At 72.1% G+C, this 15,302-nt stretch carries 10 protein-coding genes; 6 read left to right on the plus strand and 4 right to left on the minus strand.

The window, feature by feature from the left end; translation table 11 throughout:
• Window positions 1–184: 184 nt before the first annotated feature.
• Entirely contained in the window at window positions 185–1,375 is a 1,191-nt protein-coding gene (locus tag WME89_RS42615; protein WP_438005310.1) for a hypothetical protein, read from the minus strand.
• 427 nt (window positions 1,376–1,802) lie between these two features.
• Here WME89_RS42615 and WME89_RS42620 point away from each other — a divergent pair, with 427 nt between their 5' ends.
• The 4 genes from WME89_RS42620 to WME89_RS42635 all read left to right on the plus strand — a co-directional run bounded on the left by WME89_RS42620 (window position 1,803) and on the right by WME89_RS42635 (window position 8,280).
• Window positions 1,803–2,354: a CAP domain-containing protein gene (locus WME89_RS42620; RefSeq protein ID WP_438005311.1), complete on the plus strand. Its 552-nt coding sequence runs from the start codon at window positions 1,803–1,805 to the stop codon at window positions 2,352–2,354.
• 111 nt (window positions 2,355–2,465) lie between these two features.
• Window positions 2,466–3,686, plus strand: a complete 1,221-nt coding sequence (locus tag WME89_RS42625; RefSeq protein ID WP_438005312.1) for an acyl-CoA dehydrogenase family protein — start codon at window positions 2,466–2,468, stop codon at window positions 3,684–3,686.
• 159 nt (window positions 3,687–3,845) lie between these two features.
• Entirely contained in the window at window positions 3,846–5,912 is a 2,067-nt protein-coding gene (locus WME89_RS42630) for a M3 family metallopeptidase (RefSeq protein ID WP_438005313.1), read from the plus strand.
• Between the two features lie 490 nt (window positions 5,913–6,402).
• A complete protein-coding gene (locus tag WME89_RS42635; RefSeq protein ID WP_438005314.1) occupies window positions 6,403–8,280 on the plus strand; it encodes a hypothetical protein in 1,878 nt (625 codons plus the stop codon).
• Between the two features lie 247 nt (window positions 8,281–8,527).
• Here WME89_RS42635 and WME89_RS42640 read toward each other — a convergent pair whose 3' ends face one another.
• On the minus strand, window positions 8,528–10,447 hold the full coding sequence (locus WME89_RS42640; RefSeq protein WP_438005315.1) for a hypothetical protein: 1,920 nt from the start codon (window positions 10,445–10,447) through the stop codon (window positions 8,528–8,530).
• A 333-nt stretch (window positions 10,448–10,780) separates the two neighbouring features.
• Here WME89_RS42640 and WME89_RS42645 point away from each other — a divergent pair, with 333 nt between their 5' ends.
• Complete coding sequence (locus WME89_RS42645) at window positions 10,781–11,395, plus strand: protein adenylyltransferase SelO family protein (RefSeq protein ID WP_438012044.1); 615 nt, start codon at window positions 10,781–10,783, stop codon at window positions 11,393–11,395.
• Between the two features lie 185 nt (window positions 11,396–11,580).
• On the opposite strand, the gene WME89_RS42650 is transcribed toward WME89_RS42645, so the two are convergent.
• Complete coding sequence (locus tag WME89_RS42650) at window positions 11,581–11,757, minus strand: hypothetical protein (RefSeq protein WP_020740062.1); 177 nt, start codon at window positions 11,755–11,757, stop codon at window positions 11,581–11,583.
• A gap of 160 nt (window positions 11,758–11,917) precedes the next feature.
• On the opposite strand from WME89_RS42650, the gene WME89_RS42655 reads away from it, so the two are divergent.
• A complete protein-coding gene (locus WME89_RS42655; RefSeq protein ID WP_437620541.1) occupies window positions 11,918–12,247 on the plus strand; it encodes a PilZ domain-containing protein in 330 nt (109 codons plus the stop codon).
• Window positions 12,248–12,755: 508 nt separating this feature from the next.
• Here the strand turns inward: WME89_RS42655 and WME89_RS42660 are convergent.
• Window positions 12,756–15,302: a hypothetical protein gene (locus tag WME89_RS42660; RefSeq protein ID WP_438005316.1), complete on the minus strand. Its 2,547-nt coding sequence runs from the start codon at window positions 15,300–15,302 to the stop codon at window positions 12,756–12,758.

Raw genomic sequence — 15,302 nt, forward strand, 5'->3', positions numbered from 1 at the left:
CACGAGCGGTATCGGCCGTACCAGCGCGCCACGACGCGGCGCGCGCCGGCGAAGGCCGCGGCGGGGGACCTGGACAGGCGCTGAAACGGCGACGGCCGAGGCGAGCGCTCGCGGCGCCCTGCCTCGGCCGGCCCTCGATCTCACGCTCGCCCGGCCGCGGCCCGCGCCGCCGCCGGGCTCGCGCTCACTGGCCCGCGGGGGCGATCTCCAGCTTGGCCATCACGTTGGCGCTGGCCTTGAGGCTCGCCTCGATGTTCTCGACCGCCTGCGTGATCGCGTTGGTGGCCGGGATGATGCAGGCCCCCGCCTTCACGCTGCCCGTGACCGCGCCCTCCAGGCTGCCCGAGGCCGAGACCACCGCCTCGGCGTTGTTGAGGAGCAGCTCGCCGCGCGCCTGGGCGGCGACCAGGAGCCGCGGCAGGTTCGCCTTGAGCGTCGCGATGACAGCGTCCGCCTCGGCCTGGCCCGAGATGTTGATCGCGGGCTCCTTGCAGCTCGCCCTCGCGCTCGCGCTCGCCTCGCAGGAGCCGCTGCACTCCGCGCTGCCCTGGCACTCGGCCGTCGGCGGCTTGAGCTGGGCCTTGCACTTGGGCGCCTTGAACTGGACGTCGCACGAGCCCGAGCAGTCCGCGTTGCACTGCACCTGCGCGTCCGCCGCGAACTCGCACGAGCCGCGGCACTCGCCCTTGCAGGTGCCCTGGCACTCGCCGCGGCAGTCGCCGCCGGCGCTCGTCGCGGAGCACTCGCCGTCGCACTCGCCCTCGCAGGTGCCCTGGCACGTGCCCTCGCAGGCGACCGCCAGGTTGGCCGAGCCCTCGCAGGAGCCCGTGCACTGCCCCTCGCACCGGCCCGACAGCTCGCCCGGATCGCACCGCGCGATGATCTCCGCGGGCTCCAGCTGGCACTCGACGTTGGCGCTGCACCGCGCCTCGCAGTTCGCCTGCACGCTCGCGTCGACGGTGCAGCTCGGCGGCTGGAACGAGATGGACAGATCGGCCGTCGCGTCCCCGAGCTGGTCGACCGCGAGCTCGCACCACGCCGTCGCGCGCTCGCTCGGCTTGGTCGCCGTGATCGTCGCCGCGTCCGCGCCGAGGTCCAGCGCGATCGCCTGGCAGGCGCTGCTCACGTCCGCCACGATGGAGCCCGCGGCGCCGGTGAAGTCCGACACGGCCTGCATGAAGGCACCATAATTGAGCTCGGCCTCGCCCTCGAGCCCCCACTCGACCGTGGCGAGATCGGCGCCCGGCGTGAAGTCGCGACAACAGATGTCGTTCTGCAGCTCCGCGGCCTTGTCACACCCCATCAACGGAGCGAGGGAGAGGCCCGCCAGCACCAGAGGGAATGTCGCGATTCGCCACGTCACACGGATGTTCATCAGGAAACTCCTTGGTTCTTTGTAGGGAGCGCCGCCTGTGCCGGAGCGCCATGGAAAGCGGCGGAAGCCCGCGAGGACGACCGCTCACCTTAGGACTCGGCCGCCGCCGCCTCCGAAGCAGGGCGACAATAACTCATAAACCGACCCGGCTGACAAGGGCCATCCGGCGGAATTGTTGCTGGTCTCGAAGGCACCTTAGGGAGCAGCCCGTCAGCGAGCCAGCAATGCATGACGAGATCTGTTGATGGTTGTCTGGACGCCTGGCGCCACGCCTGGATCCGGCCGTCGCGGCGGTCGCGGCGCCCGCGCCCCTCGCGGCTGTCCAACCAACCGTGTTGACGCGCCATGACACGGCTGTCATGGGTCCACACAGACCATCATCGAATAGGCGTTGCAGAGCTCGCCCGGGCCGTAGGACAATCGCCCCGTGAAGACGCTCGCCCCACGGTTCGCCCGATTCGCATGGTTCCCTCTCGTGCCCGCGCTCGCGCTCACCGCCGGTTGCGGCGGCTCGTCCGATGACGAGAGCGCCGCGGGCGAGCCGCCCCGGATGAGCGGGATCACGGAGGCCCACAACCGGGCGCGCGCCGCGGTCGAGCCGCCCGCCGAGCCGCCCCTGCCCGGGCTCTCGTGGTCGCGCGAGATCGCCGAGGTGGCGCAGGCCTATGCCGACAGGTGCGTGTTCGGCCACAGCGAGAGCAGGTACGGAGAGAACCTCTACGCGACGAGCGGCTCCTCGGCCACACCGGAGGAGGTCGTCGCCACCTGGGTCGACGAGGCGGCCAATTACGACCTTGGGAGCAACGCCTGCAGCTCCACCTGCGGCCATTACACTCAGGTGGTGTGGGCCGACTCCCTGCTGCTCGGCTGCGGGGTCGCCAATTGCACGGGCGACTCGCCCTTCGGCGAAGGCGCCTGGCAGCTCTGGGTGTGCAACTACGACCCTCCCGGCAACTTCGTCGGCGAGCGCCCCTACTGAGCCGCGCGCCAGCGGGCCGCGCTGGCCCGGCGCTGGCGAGGAGGGAAGGACGGACGGCGCGCCTTCCTCGCGCGCTCCCCGCCCCTCGCCCGCTCTGGTATCGCAGCGGCGATGGATTTCGGATGGACCCCTGCCCAGCGCGCCGTCCACGACCGCATGCGCGCCCTCGGCGCGGAGGCCGACGCCGCGGCCCCGGACGAGCGCATGCGCGTCCTCGCCCGTGGCGGCGCCCTCGGCCTGCCGATCGCCCGCGATCTCGGCGGCGAGGGCCTCGACCTCGTCACGACGGCGCTCGCCTACGAGGGCCTCGGCGCGACGCTGCGCGACGGCGGCGTGCTGCTCGCCGCGGGGGCGCACCTCTTCGGCGTGGCGCTCCTGCTCGCCCGGGTGGGCACGCCCGCGCAGCAGCGCGCGTGGCTGCCGCGGATGGCGAGCGGCGACTGCATGGCGACCGTCGCCGCGACCGAGGCCGGGGCCGGCTCGGACGTCGCGTCGGTGCAGGCCAGGGTCGATCGCACGGCCGCCGGGTACCGGCTCACCGGCGAGAAGCGGTACGTGACCTGGGCCGACCGGGCCGACGTGTACTTCACCATCGCGCGCGATGGCGGCGGAGGCCGCCCCGGGGGGGCGCCGGCGCGCGGCCTCACCGCGCTGCTCGTGCCGCGCGCCGGAGCGGACGCTGCGGAGGCCCCGCGCGCCCGCGCTGTCGCCGACGGCCCGGACGCCCCCCGCGCCCCGCCCGGCGCCGACGGCCCGGACGCCTCGCGCGTCAGGCCCGGCGCGCCGCTCGCGACGGCGGGCCTCCGCGGCGCGCGGCTCGCGCCCGTGTCGTTCTGCGGCTGCGAGGTCGGCCCCGACGCGCTCCTCGGCCGCGCCGGCGCCGGCCTCGCCGTCTTCCAGATCGCGATGACCTACGAGCGCGCGCTGATCCTCGCCTTCCGCCTCGGCGCGATGGAGCGCGCCCTCGGCGAGGCCGTCCGCTTCGCCCGGGAGCGCGAGATCGGCGGCCAGGCCATCGCGCGCCACGAGGCCGTCGCGCACCGCGTCGCGCAGATGAAGCTGCGGCTGGAGACCTCGCGGCTGCTCATCTACCGCGCCGCCTGGGAGCTCGACCAGGGGCACCGCGCCCAGGCCGAGGCCGCCCTGGCCAAGTGGCACGCGGCGGACTCGGCCGTTCTGTTCGCGCTGGACGACCTCCGGTTGCGCGGCGGCGCCGGCTACCTCGAGGAGAGCGGCCTCCCGTCGGCCGTGGACGACGCGCTGGGCGGCAGCATCCATTCGGGGACGTCCGACGTGCTCGCCACGGTGGTCGCGCGGTGGCTCGGGCTGTAGCCGCGGCCGCGCCGGCCGCGTCGGCCCGTGCTTCGTGAGTCCGGCACTAGCCAATCCCTGCCGGCGCCTTTACCAAGGGAGGGCCGCGCGCGCCGGCCGAGGGTAGCCGGCGCCGCGCCCCGTCCGCCGGCCCCCTCGGGGGCCAAACCAGGAGCGATAATGACCGAAGCGACCGACAATCCCCTGCTCTCTCTCGGCTTCGAGATCCCGTTCGATCGCATCCGGAGCGAGCACGTCGAGCCCGCGGTGCGCGCGCTGCTCGACGACGCCCGCGCCCGGCTCGAGGCCGTCATCGCGACCCCCGGCCCCCGCACCTACGACAACACCCTGGGCGCGCTCGAGGCCGTCACCGATCGGCTCGATCGCGCCATGAACGTCGTCTCGCACCTCGAGTCGACGTCCACGACCCCCGAGCTGCGCGCCGCGTACAACGCCGTCCAGCCCGAGGTCAGCGAGTTCCTGAGCGGCATCGCGCTCGACGAGGGCGTCTACGGCGCGCTCAAGGCGTTCGCGGCCGCGCCCGAGGCCGAGGCGCTGACCGGCCCGCGCCGCCGCTTCTTCAAGAAGACCCTGGACGATTTCCGCCGGAGCGGCGCCGAGCTCGCTCCTGCCGGCAAGAAGCGCCTCTCCGAGATCGACGTCGAGCTCGCGACGCTCACCCTGCGCTTCTCGCAGAACGTGCTCGACGCGACGAACGCCTTCGAGTTCGTGATCGAGGACCCGGCCCGCCTCGCCGGCCTGCCGCCGAGCGCCGTCGAGGCCGCCCGCCAGAGCGCGGAGGACCGGGGCATCAAGGGCTACCGCTTCACGCTGCAGGCGCCGAGCTACATCCCCGTGCTCACGTACCTCGACGACGCCTCGATCCGCGAGCGCTTCTACCGCGCCTTCAACACGCGCGCGACCGAGGGCAGCCACGACAACCGCCCGCTCCTCCGCCGCATCCTCGAGCTCCGCTGCGAGAAGGCCAAGCTGCTCGGCTACGCGAGCTTCGCCGACCTGGTGCTCGAGGATCGCATGGCGAAGACGGGCGCCGAGGCGCGCCGCTTCGTCAATACGCTGCGGGAGCGCACCGAGCCGGTCTTCGAGCGCGAGAAGGAGGAGCTCGCCGCCTTCCGCCGCGAGCTCGAGGGCCCGGGCGCGCCGCCGCTCGCGCCGTGGGACGTCTCCTACTACGCCGAGAAGCTGCGCCGGGCCCGTTACGACTTCGACGACGAGGCGCTCCGCCCGTATTTCCCGCTCGATCGCGTCATCTCTGGCCTCTTCGAGATCGCCCACCGCCTCTACGGCGTGCGCATCACGCCCTGGCAGGGCGCCCCCACGTGGCACCCGAGCGTCCGCGCCTACCGGCTCCTCGAGGCCGACGGCGCCCAGAGCGCCGCGTTCTACCTCGACTTCCTGCCGCGCGAGCAGAAGCGCGACGGCGCCTGGATGCACGGGCTCGTCACGGGCGCGCCGGCGCCAGTGCCAGTCGAAGACGGGCTCGCGGCCGGCGAGGACGCGCGCCACCTCGAGGTCCTCGCGGGCAGCTTCACCCCGCCGGTCGGCGGCCGCCCCGCGCTGCTGAACCACCGCGAGGTGGAGACGCTGTTCCACGAGTTCGGCCACATGATGCACCACGCCTCGAGCCGGGTGCCGATCCGGAGCCTGGCCGGCACCAACGTCGCCTGGGACTTCGTCGAGCTGCCCTCGCAGATCATGGAGAACTGGTGCTGGGAGCGCGAGGCGCTCGATCTGTTCGCGCGCCACCACGAGACGGGCGCGCCCATCCCGGACGACCTGCTCCAGCGGATGCGCGCGGCCCGCACGTTCCGCGCGGGCGCCACGACGATGCGGCAGCTCGGCTTCGCCGAGATCGACCTCGCGCTCCACATGGACTGGAGCCCCGAGGGCGGCGACGTCGTCGAGCTCGCGCGCGAGGTCCTCTCGCGCTACTCGCCCGTCCCGCTGCCCGAGGGCTACGCCATGATCGCCGGCTTCTCGCACCTCTTCTCGAGCCCGGTGGGCTACGCCGCCGGCTACTACTCGTACAAGTGGGCCGAGGTGCTGGACGCCGACGCCTTCTCCCGCTTCCAGGAGGAGGGCCTGTTCAGCCGGCAGGTGGGCGACGCGTTCCGGGGCCAGATCCTCGCGCTCGGCGACACGCAGGACCCGATGGATCTCTACAAGAGCTTCCGGGGCCGCGAGCCCACCCTCGACGCCCTGCTGCAGCGCAGCGGGCTCGCCTGAGCCCCCGGGGCGGCCGCCGGGCCCGCCCTGCGCCCCTCTCCTTCGCGGTCCCCTTCAGCCGCGTAGCCCCGCCACGCGGGAGCGCCGCGCCGGCGCGGAGCCCCCTCGCGCGCCGGCGCCCAGGGCGCCGAAGCGCGGCAATTCATCAACCGGCTCACCGGTCCACCGCTCCGATCTCACGCCGACCGACGGCGCGCACCGGCCTTGGCGTATCCGGGGCGCGGGCGTGCGGCGCGATGGCAATCCTTGCCGTGTCTCTGCCTTTCAGGGCTGGCAATCTTTGCCAGGACGGCAACGCTTGCCATGCGCTTGCTCGACCGCGGGCGGGCTCGATGGCGCGGCAGCCGCCCGTGCGCCGCGCGCGGCTGTCGCGCCGCCCGCTTTCGTCGGAGAGGCCCTCGCGCGGCGGGGCGGCATGCCGGTTGCGATAGCCCTGCCAGCCGGACTGCCGCGGCGAAGAGCAGTCCGGCGATCTCAAGGAGACTATCGAATGCGACGTTCACGTTTCATGATCACGACCTCGTGCGCGCTCGTGCTCGCTGCCTGCGTACAGGGGAACGACACGGACGAGCAACTCATCGATGAGGTGGGGCAGCCCCTCGTGACCCCGGCGTCGGTGCTCGGGTTCGAGAGCACCGCCGACTGGACGGCCTCCGGCGGCGTGAAGAGCGCGAGCGCCGATCACTCCGAGGGCATCTCCGCGCTCGCCCTGCGGAACTTCAACTTCGTCGAGCTCCAGTCCGTGCCGCTGACCACCGTGTCGGGCGTGACCTCGACGATCGCCTTCGACCTGAAGGCGCCGGTGTCGCCCGGCTTCGGCAACGCGCAGCTCGTCGTGAACCTCCCGTCCCGAGGCGTGCACAGCGTCTGGCTGGGTCAGGTGAGCCTCGCGGGGCTGCCCGCGGGCACGTACAACCCGATCTCGTTCAACCTGCCGGCGAACGTCGTCGACGCCCTGCGCCAGACTTACAGCGATCTGACGTTCAAGATCGTGCTGAATGTCCCGCAGACGACGGCCGATTACGTGGTCGACAATCTCCGCTTCGTGGGCGGCGCGCCGTCCGGCCATTCGAAGGTGGAGCTGCGCGTCTCCAGCGCGAACGACCGGCTCGTCCTCTGGGTGAACGGCCTGCAGCGGAGGATGTTCCACAGCACCGATCCGGACGTCGGCCAGCGCATCGACGTGAGCGACTGGTTCGGGAGCGGCGACAACGATCTCCGGATCCAGAGCCTCAACACCGGAGGACCGGTGAGCTACGGCGTCGAGGTCTGGGTCGACGACCAGCCCGTCGTGAACGCGACGTGCCCCGCGACCCTGTGCAACGGCCAGGAGGTCCGGCAGGGGATCGTGGCGGATCGGACGTTCTCCGTGGACACCCCGAACCGGCCCGCGCTCCAGCCTGTCACCGTGACGGCGGCGGGCCCGCAGCCCGGCAAGGTGTACGTGAACGACGTCTTCACGGGGCGCACCACGCCCGCCACGCTCTCGCTGCCGCCGGGCGACTACACCATCGGCGTCGGCCTCGGCACCGAGTCGCCGCCGTACGACTACACGGGCTCTTACCGGGAGCAGAGCGTGACCGTCGGCGCGTCGCCCGTGGACGTCGACATCACCGCGAACCCGCCGCTCGGGATCCAGGAGGACACGCGCATCGGGATCCTGCCGATCCGGACGAGCATCAACTACAACGCTTCGCTCGGTGGAGCGGACCCGTCGAACATCGGCGTGCTCTCCGAGGACGACATCGAGAGGCTCTTGACGCAGGCGAGGGCGACCAGCGCTCGATGGCTCGAGCCGCTGTCGTACGGGCTCGCCAAGTGGACCGTCGATGTCCTGCCCCCTGTCGAGGACGTACCGATTTACGAGCCGAACCACGATGGGTGGGACACCGGTCGCTTCCAGAGCGAGCACCCGACCGCGCACCTGCTCTCAGAGTACGATATGATCGTGCTCTTCATCCCGCAGCACCGGGCCGACGGATCCTTGGTGCACGACGTGAGCAACCTCGCGTGGGCCTGGGAAGACCGGTACCTCGCGATCCCCACCACCTACACCGGCGAGGGGATCGGCGTCCCGAACGCCGGGCTCCTCCATGAGGTGATGCACAACTACGAGGGGTACAACCGGAACGTGCTGGGCTTGTACAACGGGATTCATGGGTTGCACGGCTCCGCGAACCACGGTTATTACGACGGCTCCAACGGCGAGCACAACTTCGTGTACTTCTATCGTCACTTCCTCCGCGGTCAGGTCGCCGAGCTCGAAGCCATGCGGCCCGATGCCGATTGGCCGTCCATCGGGGCGACCTCGGGGAGCCTCTACCTTGGCGTCTTCCCGGTCCTGCGCCACGGCTTCGACGTGCGGTGACGTAGCGCCGTGGGCCCGAGGAGACCTTGTCCTTCGCGGGCCGATGCCTCCACATCCCTCCTCGACATCGTAGGCCCGCGGAGACGTTGTTCTCCGCGCGGCGCGGGGAGGGACGATGTCCGAGCCCCAAATGACAAAGCTCCTCCGGCGGAGCAGGAGGAGCTTTGTCTCGGGCGAGCCCGGCGGGGCCCCGCGCCGCGCGGAGAACAACGTCTCCGCGGGCCGGGCGCCACCGCCCATCACGTGATCACTTGATCGAGAAGTTGCAGGCCGACAGCCCGGCCGCCTCCACGGTCTGGGTCATCGCCCAGTTGTTGATCGACCGGATGCTCGCCTGCTCGGTCCTGAACGCGTAGCGGTTCGCGAGCTGCACCTCGGTGCCGTTCTGCGGCCGGATGTACACCGAGTACAGCCGCGACCCCGGCTCCACCACCATCCGGACCGTGTACGTCTTGCCGGCGGAGTACGGGAACGTCGTGGCCGCCTGGTACCTCGAGCCGTTCCGGACGCGGACGTTGCCCTGCTCGTCGAAGATCACGATCGCCGCGAGCTCGGTCCACTGATCCGCCGCGCCGCTCGAGAGCCCGATCACGCCGTCGATGTTCGACGCGCTCGGCGTCACGTCCCAGGTCGCCGTGAAGGTGCCCCACTGGGTCGTCAGCGGCGCGTTCACCCACTCGCCCGCGTCCACCGAGGAGCAGGCCGCCGGCGCCGGTGTCGTCGGCTCGGTCGGCGTCGTCGGCGTCGTCGGCGTCGTCGTCGGCGTCGTCGGCTGGGTCGGCTCGCTCGTCGTCGTCCCCGAGCCGAACTCGAAGGCGCCGAGGTCGACCGCGCCCACGGCCGTCCGGCGCAGGGCGCCGCCGTAGGACGCGACCGCGCCCTTCGGCGGGTGGAAGAGCGGCATCGCGAGCGGCGACGGGAACTCGCGCCCGGCGATGCCCGCCGTCGAGCTGACGCCCGCGTTCAGGAGCTTGCTCGTCGAGCGCAGCGTCACGTCGCGCTGGCCGGCGTTCGCGAAGCCGAAGTCGGTGTCGCTCAAGGCCAGCGTGCCCTTGAAGCCGGAAGGCACCGTCGTGCCGGTGGGCACGGCGTTGTTGATGCCCTTGACGAGCGGGGAGCCCGTCGCCCACTTCGCCTCGGTGTCGCGGAGGACCTGAACGCTCCCGCCGCCGACTCGATAGAAGACGTTGTTGTGCAGCTCGATGCTCTCGATGCCATCGAACAGGTGAATCGCCGCGCTCGACCCCTGCATGAGCAGGAAGGTGTTGTTCACGAACCGATACCGCCCGTTCGTGTCGCCCGTGCCGTCGCCGCCGACGCGGATCGCATACTGCGTGTGCGTCTTGCGGAAGACGTTGCCGACAACGTCGGAGTCCTCCCGCGCGAGATCCGGATCCTGCCCGTCAGGACCGATGAGCTCGAGCTCCTTGTAGAGTCCGCCCTCGATCCAGTTGTAGTAGATCTCGTTCCGCTCCGCGCGGGTCTTCACCGCATTGCCGCCGATTGCGTCGTGGACGTAGCTATGCTGCATCCGGAACACGGCACCAGGGTAAGCCGTCTCATCCGTTGCGATGTAGATCGGGTGCTTCTGCGTCCCGCTACCACAACGGTACACCTCGACGTATTCCAGGGTCAGCGAGCCCGAGTCGCTGTCGGCGCCGAGGATGCCGTGCGCGGCGCAGTCGTGGACCACGGTGTCGCGGATCGTGACGTCGTGGCCGTGGTGGAAGATGCAGCGCGACGAGCCGCCGGTCACGTCGAACCCCTCGAGGACGACGTGGTTCGCGTTGACCTCGATGGTGTTGGTGCCGCCCTGCAGCACGGGGCGCTTGCCGTTGACCCGCACGCCGCGGATCGTGATCTTCGCCGTGGACGTGCCCCCCTTCGTGATCCTGATGTTGCCCGAGTACGTCGCGTTGCCGTCGACCTCCACCACGTCGCCTGGCGCCAGCTTACTCGCCACCTCACCGATGGTCTTGTAGGTGCGCGTCGGGCCCACTTTATAGGTCGTGCCGGCCGCTTGCTCCTCGGCGTCCAGCTCCTCCGCGGTCACGTCCTCGTCGAGCGGCGCGCAGCCGAAGCCCACGATCGACATCGCCATCAGCGAGGCGATGATCTTACCGGCGGCAAACGACCGCGACCCAAAGCCCTGAGAAATCGAATACATGGCTTTTTCTCCCCCGGCGTCGTCGAACCCCTGTGGTGAACAGGACCGTAACGGGCGAAGGCAACAGGGGGCACAAATGGAGCCTCCCGCTGTTTGCCTTCGCGCCGCGAACCATCGGTGCAGACCATTCAGCACCAGAGGGGCGGATACCGGCGCTCTCGTGAGACAACTTATTCCTGGATTGGAACGAAGGGTCAAGACGAAATGCTTTCGAAAACCAAACGAACGACCAATTAGGTCGCACACCTGAGCCGCTTTTCACATCAAGGTTGCAAAAATTCGATGCAGAACTGCAATGCGCAGTTCGTCCGCTCATGTGAGGCATGTGTAGCGATGTGGTCGCTCGTTCGCTCGCACACAGTCGAAATACACCGAAACTGTTGGCAACCATTCAATGATGCCAGAATATCCACCGGATCAACGACCTTTGCCTACCTGCACCCCGTATTCTCGAGCTCGGCGGCCAGCTCCAGACCACGTCGAGTCGGCGTCGTCTCCTCGGCGCGCGCGCCCCCGGCTCTCGCGTGGCCGCAGCTTCTTCCCGCTCGCGCAGCGCCGCGCCGCCGGCTCCGGCCCCGCGGACGCGGAGCGAGGTCGCCCAGCTCGAGCCCGGAAAAAGGCCGCGAGAGGACGCCCTGGTCGCGCGCGCGCATCGGCCACCCGCGGCTCGCGCTGAAGGGCGGAGCGCGCGACGTGCTCGCGACGGGGACGCTCGAGGCGCTCGGCGTCATCGCGTCCAGGTCAATCACCCAGGCTGCTCGAGACGGGCGAGGCGCTCTTGCGAATGGGCGCGCTGCTCACCGGGCGAGCAGCAATGGCGAATCAAGACCGGTATCCGCCGGAAAGCTGGACGCGCCGGCAGCGGCACGAGAATGGGTCAATCGGGTCCGGCGAAGCCACCGCCGCACCTCCGGGATTGCCGGCTTCCTCTTCGATCCAGGCCATTGAACCCATCACGATGCGCGCGCTCCCGCCGATTGCGTCGCGCGCGCGAGAGAATGGCGGAGGCGCGGCGAGCACGGCGGGGTCCGCTCCTGATCCCGCCGTGCTCGCCGCGCCTCTGCGCCTCGGCGGCTGCTGCGCTCGCGCGGTGGTTCAATCGGCCCGACGCGGCGGGCGGCCGGGCTGCGGGCTCAGCGCCTTCCCTTGAAGCCCATCATCTGCTGGACCACCGCCTCGCTCTCCTCGGCGATGGCGCCCTCCTGCGCCGCGCGATCGGCGCAGTCCTCGCAGACCTTCTTCTTCTTGGTTCCGACCTTGATCGTCTTGAGCTCGTCGACCTCGCTGTCGCACTCACGGCACGTGGGCATCGCCAGACCTTCCTTTCGCCGGGAGAGCATATCGCACGCGCGCCGGGCTCGTGCTCCCTCGCGACGCCCGGACCGCGGGGCTCGCCTGCCCGATGTTTGGCCCTGACGCGGTGCGCGGCCTACGCTCGGCGCCCGTACGAAGGACCCTCAGGAGGAATGCATGGATCGAAGGCAAGGCGCGCGCGCGCAGGTCGACTTCCCCGTCTCGGCGCTCGTCGACGGCCACCGGCACCGGTGCCGCGCGATCGATCTTTCCCCCACGGGCATGATCGTCGAGCGCGCGCCCGCGCTCACGGGCAGGGCGCTGCCCGCCGTCACCCCGTTCGAGCTCGACCTCGGGGTCGGGCGCCCCATCCGGCTGCGCGCCCGCCCGGTCTGGGACCGCGACAACCTGCTCGCCGTCCGGTTCGTGGTCATGAGCGACGCCGACCGGCTCACCATCGCCGAGCACCTCGACGAGAGGGCCCGGCGCCGCGAACCGCTCCACTGAGCCACGGGTGAGCCCCGAGCCCCGGGCGAACCACGGGGCGCGCACGACCTCCGCGCCGCCCCGACGCAATGCGCGTCTGCAAGGATGAAATCGCAGGACTGCAACGGCCGGGGGATGCGCCCGGGACACCTGGCCGAGATCGCTCTGCATTTCGATCTTCTCGCGCTGGCACGTGAGCTGCAATCTCTCCGGCGAGCGTTGCTGGTGTGGCCTCTCCCCCCCCGAGGCCCCGGCGACGCTTTTTCTTTTTGTCGCATCGAGCAGGAGGCCCAGCGCGCCACCGAGGGGTCGCCCGGACGCCGGGCTCACCTGACCCTCGCGCCTGTGTCGCGCATTCTGGACCGATCATTCTGGAATGATCGGTCCAGAATGCGCCGCAGGAGCGACGACAGCTGGGCTCAGGCGCGGGGGCCAGCCCGCGCCGCGACCGACAGCGGCTCCTCTGGCCGGGCAGCTCGGCAGACCTGCCGCGCAATCAGGGACCAGGGGAACCTGGGCGACGGGGCGGCTAGAGCGGCGCCTTCCGCCGGCGCGCGGCGGAGAGCGCCGCTCGCGGGACGTTGGCGGCGGAGCGGCGGAGCTCGTCGAGCGCGTGCTCGGGGAGGCGCGGCGCGCGCGGCGGGCGCGGCTCGTCGGCCCGCGGCGGCTCGTCGGCGCGGGGCTCGGCGGCCCGCGGCGGCTCGTCGGCGCGAGGCTCGGCGGCGGCGGGAGCGGCGGGGCGCGCGCCCAGGTACGGCCAGAGGCTGTCGCGGATGGGGGACGGCAGGACGTTCTCCAGGTACTCGAGCGCGGTCCCGCGGAGGTGGGCGTCGTCGGCGTGGAGCGCGCGGTAGGCGATCTCGAGCGGCTCGCGCTCGAGGCAGAGCGAGAGCACGCGGAAGACGTGCTCCAGGCTGCGGCTGGTCCGCTCGACGAGCAGGCGCTCGGCCGGGGGCGCCTCGCCCGCAGGGGCCGCGTTCGGGGGCTGGACGTCCCACACCCGGCGGTCGATCTCGATCTCGCGCGTCGCCGCCTCGATCACGTCCTCGCGCCGCAGGTGGATCGGCGCGCGCTGCTGGAGCAGCCGCGCGAGCGCGACGCCGCAGCTGTAGCGCACCTCGAAGCGCTCGTCGGCGAGGCCGAGCATCAGCCCGTCGGCGACGCGCTGGGTGGGGCAGGCCTGGAGCACGCGCGGGATGCGGCGCCGGACCGCGACGCTCAGGGACGGGTCGAGGAGCGCGTCGAAGAGCTGGCCGGTCGCGCGCTGGGCGACGGCGCGGAGCGCGCGGAGGGCGTCCGAGATGAGCCCCTCGCGCTCGAGGAGCGGGATCATGTGGGCGACGAGCGCCGGGTCGGGCTCCCGGGCGAGCGCGCGGCGGACGCGCGCGAGGTCGCCGGAGCGGAGGTCGGCCACGGCCGCGAGCACCGGATCGGCCGCGAGCGCCGCCGACGCGGCCCGCGCCGAGAGCGGCCCGTCGGGGAGCCGGCCGTCGCCAGCGGCCGCCCCGGGGCCGTCGCCGGGCTCGCGACCCGGCGCGGGGCCCGAGAGCGGCGCGCGGGCCGAGATCGGCGGGCCGGCGTACGACGTGCGCTCGCCGTCTCTGCGCGGGGCGCGCCCGGCGTCCGGCCGCGCGGCCGTCCCCTTCCGGAGGGCGGCGAGCTCGGCGAGGACCTTGTCGCGGCTGAGCGCGTCGACGGTGCCGCTCAGGGTGCGGCGGGTGGTCGCGTCGACGACGTTCGCCGGGTCGAGCGAGACGGCGCCGGAGCGCAGGCTGCCCTCGAGCGCGGCGACGTAGCCCCGGTGCAGCCGCGGCGTGAAGAGCAGCGTGACCCCCGCGGCGGCCGTGCCGAGGCCGAGCAGGAGCGGCAGCGACCCGCCCGGCGAGACCAGGAGCAGGACCATCGCGAGGCCGCTGCCCGCCGCGGTGCCGATGCGGTCGAAGCCGACGTCGATGAGCGTCTTGATCGACCGCTTCTGGTCCGGGGGCAGCGGCGTGTAGAGCAGCTCGTAGCCCGACCGGAACAGCGAGTTCCGGAGCACCGCCTCGGTCGCGCGGACGATGGAGGCAGCCCAGAGCCGCGGCGCGACGACGATGGAGAGCGAGCTCGCGAGGACGGCGGCCGGGAGGATGCCGATGGTGGCGGCGAGCCCGAGCCGGTCGAGCGAGAAGGTGGCGGCGAGCGACTGCACGAGGAACGAGAGCAGGCTCACCGAGAGGTGGAAGAGCGCGAAGAACGAGAGCAGCTCGTTGCGGTCGGTCATCGAGGCGGCGGCCTCGGCGCTGAGGGCCACGTCGAAGAGCGCGCCGCTGACCGCGCCGAGCCCGACGAGCACGGCGAGGTCGCGCAGGTGGCTGTTCTCGCGCAGCGCGCCGAGGCCGGACGCGCTGGCGCCGGCGCTGGCGTCGGCGCGCACCTCCTCGCCGGCGGCGGCGCCTGCCGCGGCGGCGGCGCCGGTCGCGGCGGCAGCGCCGGTCGCGGCGGCGGCGCCGGCGGAGGGGGCGCGCGGGAGGCTCCCGCCGAGCAGGTACGTGGTCAAGGCGGCCAGCGCGCTCGCCGCGGCGAGGGCGAGGAGCATCGTCGGGGCGTCCATGAGCTGGCTGGCGCGCCAGGCGAAGAGGCCGCCGACCACGCCGCCGAACGTCCCGCCGCCCGCGATGCGCCCCATGGAGTGGCGCGCCGTGTGGGGGTCGAAGCGCTCGTTGACGAGCGACCAGAAGGCGGAGATGAGGGTCGCGCCGAAGACGGCGACGTGCAGGTAGAAGACGAGGGCCGCCGCGCCCGGGGCGCGCAGGGCGAGGGCCCACTCCAGGGCGAGGAGGACCGAGCTCGCCGCGAAGGTGGCGGGGACGACGCGCGCGGGGGAGAGCCGGAGCAGGGCGCGCGAGAGCAGGAGGACGGCGGCGAACGAGAGCGCCGCGCCGGCGGCCATGACCTTGGGGACGTCCGCGGCGCCGAAGCTGGCCAGGAAGAGGGCGTCGCGGGTCGCCCGGCCGGCGACCTGCTGGGCGATCATCGCGCCGGACGCGACCGCCGCGATGAGGACGGACCTGTCGCTCGCGCTCGCGTCTTCCAC

The sequence above is a fragment of the Sorangium sp. So ce321 genome (genome assembly GCF_051530195.1).
Taxonomy (GTDB): domain Bacteria; phylum Myxococcota_A; class Polyangia; order Polyangiales; family Polyangiaceae; genus Sorangium.

Coding starts and splice junctions, on each gene's coding strand:
- WME89_RS42635 (WP_438005314.1), top strand. CDS start 6,403: ATGCGACGTTCACGTTTCATGATCACGACCTCGTGCGCGCTCGTGCTC.
- WME89_RS42640 (WP_438005315.1), bottom strand. CDS start 10,447: ATGTATTCGATTTCTCAGGGCTTTGGGTCGCGGTCGTTTGCCGCCGGT.
- WME89_RS42645 (WP_438012044.1), top strand. CDS start 10,781: ATGTGGTCGCTCGTTCGCTCGCACACAGTCGAAATACACCGAAACTGT.
- WME89_RS42630 (WP_438005313.1), top strand. CDS start 3,846: ATGACCGAAGCGACCGACAATCCCCTGCTCTCTCTCGGCTTCGAGATC.
- WME89_RS42650 (WP_020740062.1), bottom strand. CDS start 11,757: ATGCCCACGTGCCGTGAGTGCGACAGCGAGGTCGACGAGCTCAAGACG.
- WME89_RS42615 (WP_438005310.1), bottom strand. CDS start 1,375: ATGAACATCCGTGTGACGTGGCGAATCGCGACATTCCCTCTGGTGCTG.
- WME89_RS42625 (WP_438005312.1), top strand. CDS start 2,466: ATGGATTTCGGATGGACCCCTGCCCAGCGCGCCGTCCACGACCGCATG.
- WME89_RS42655 (WP_437620541.1), top strand. CDS start 11,918: ATGGATCGAAGGCAAGGCGCGCGCGCGCAGGTCGACTTCCCCGTCTCG.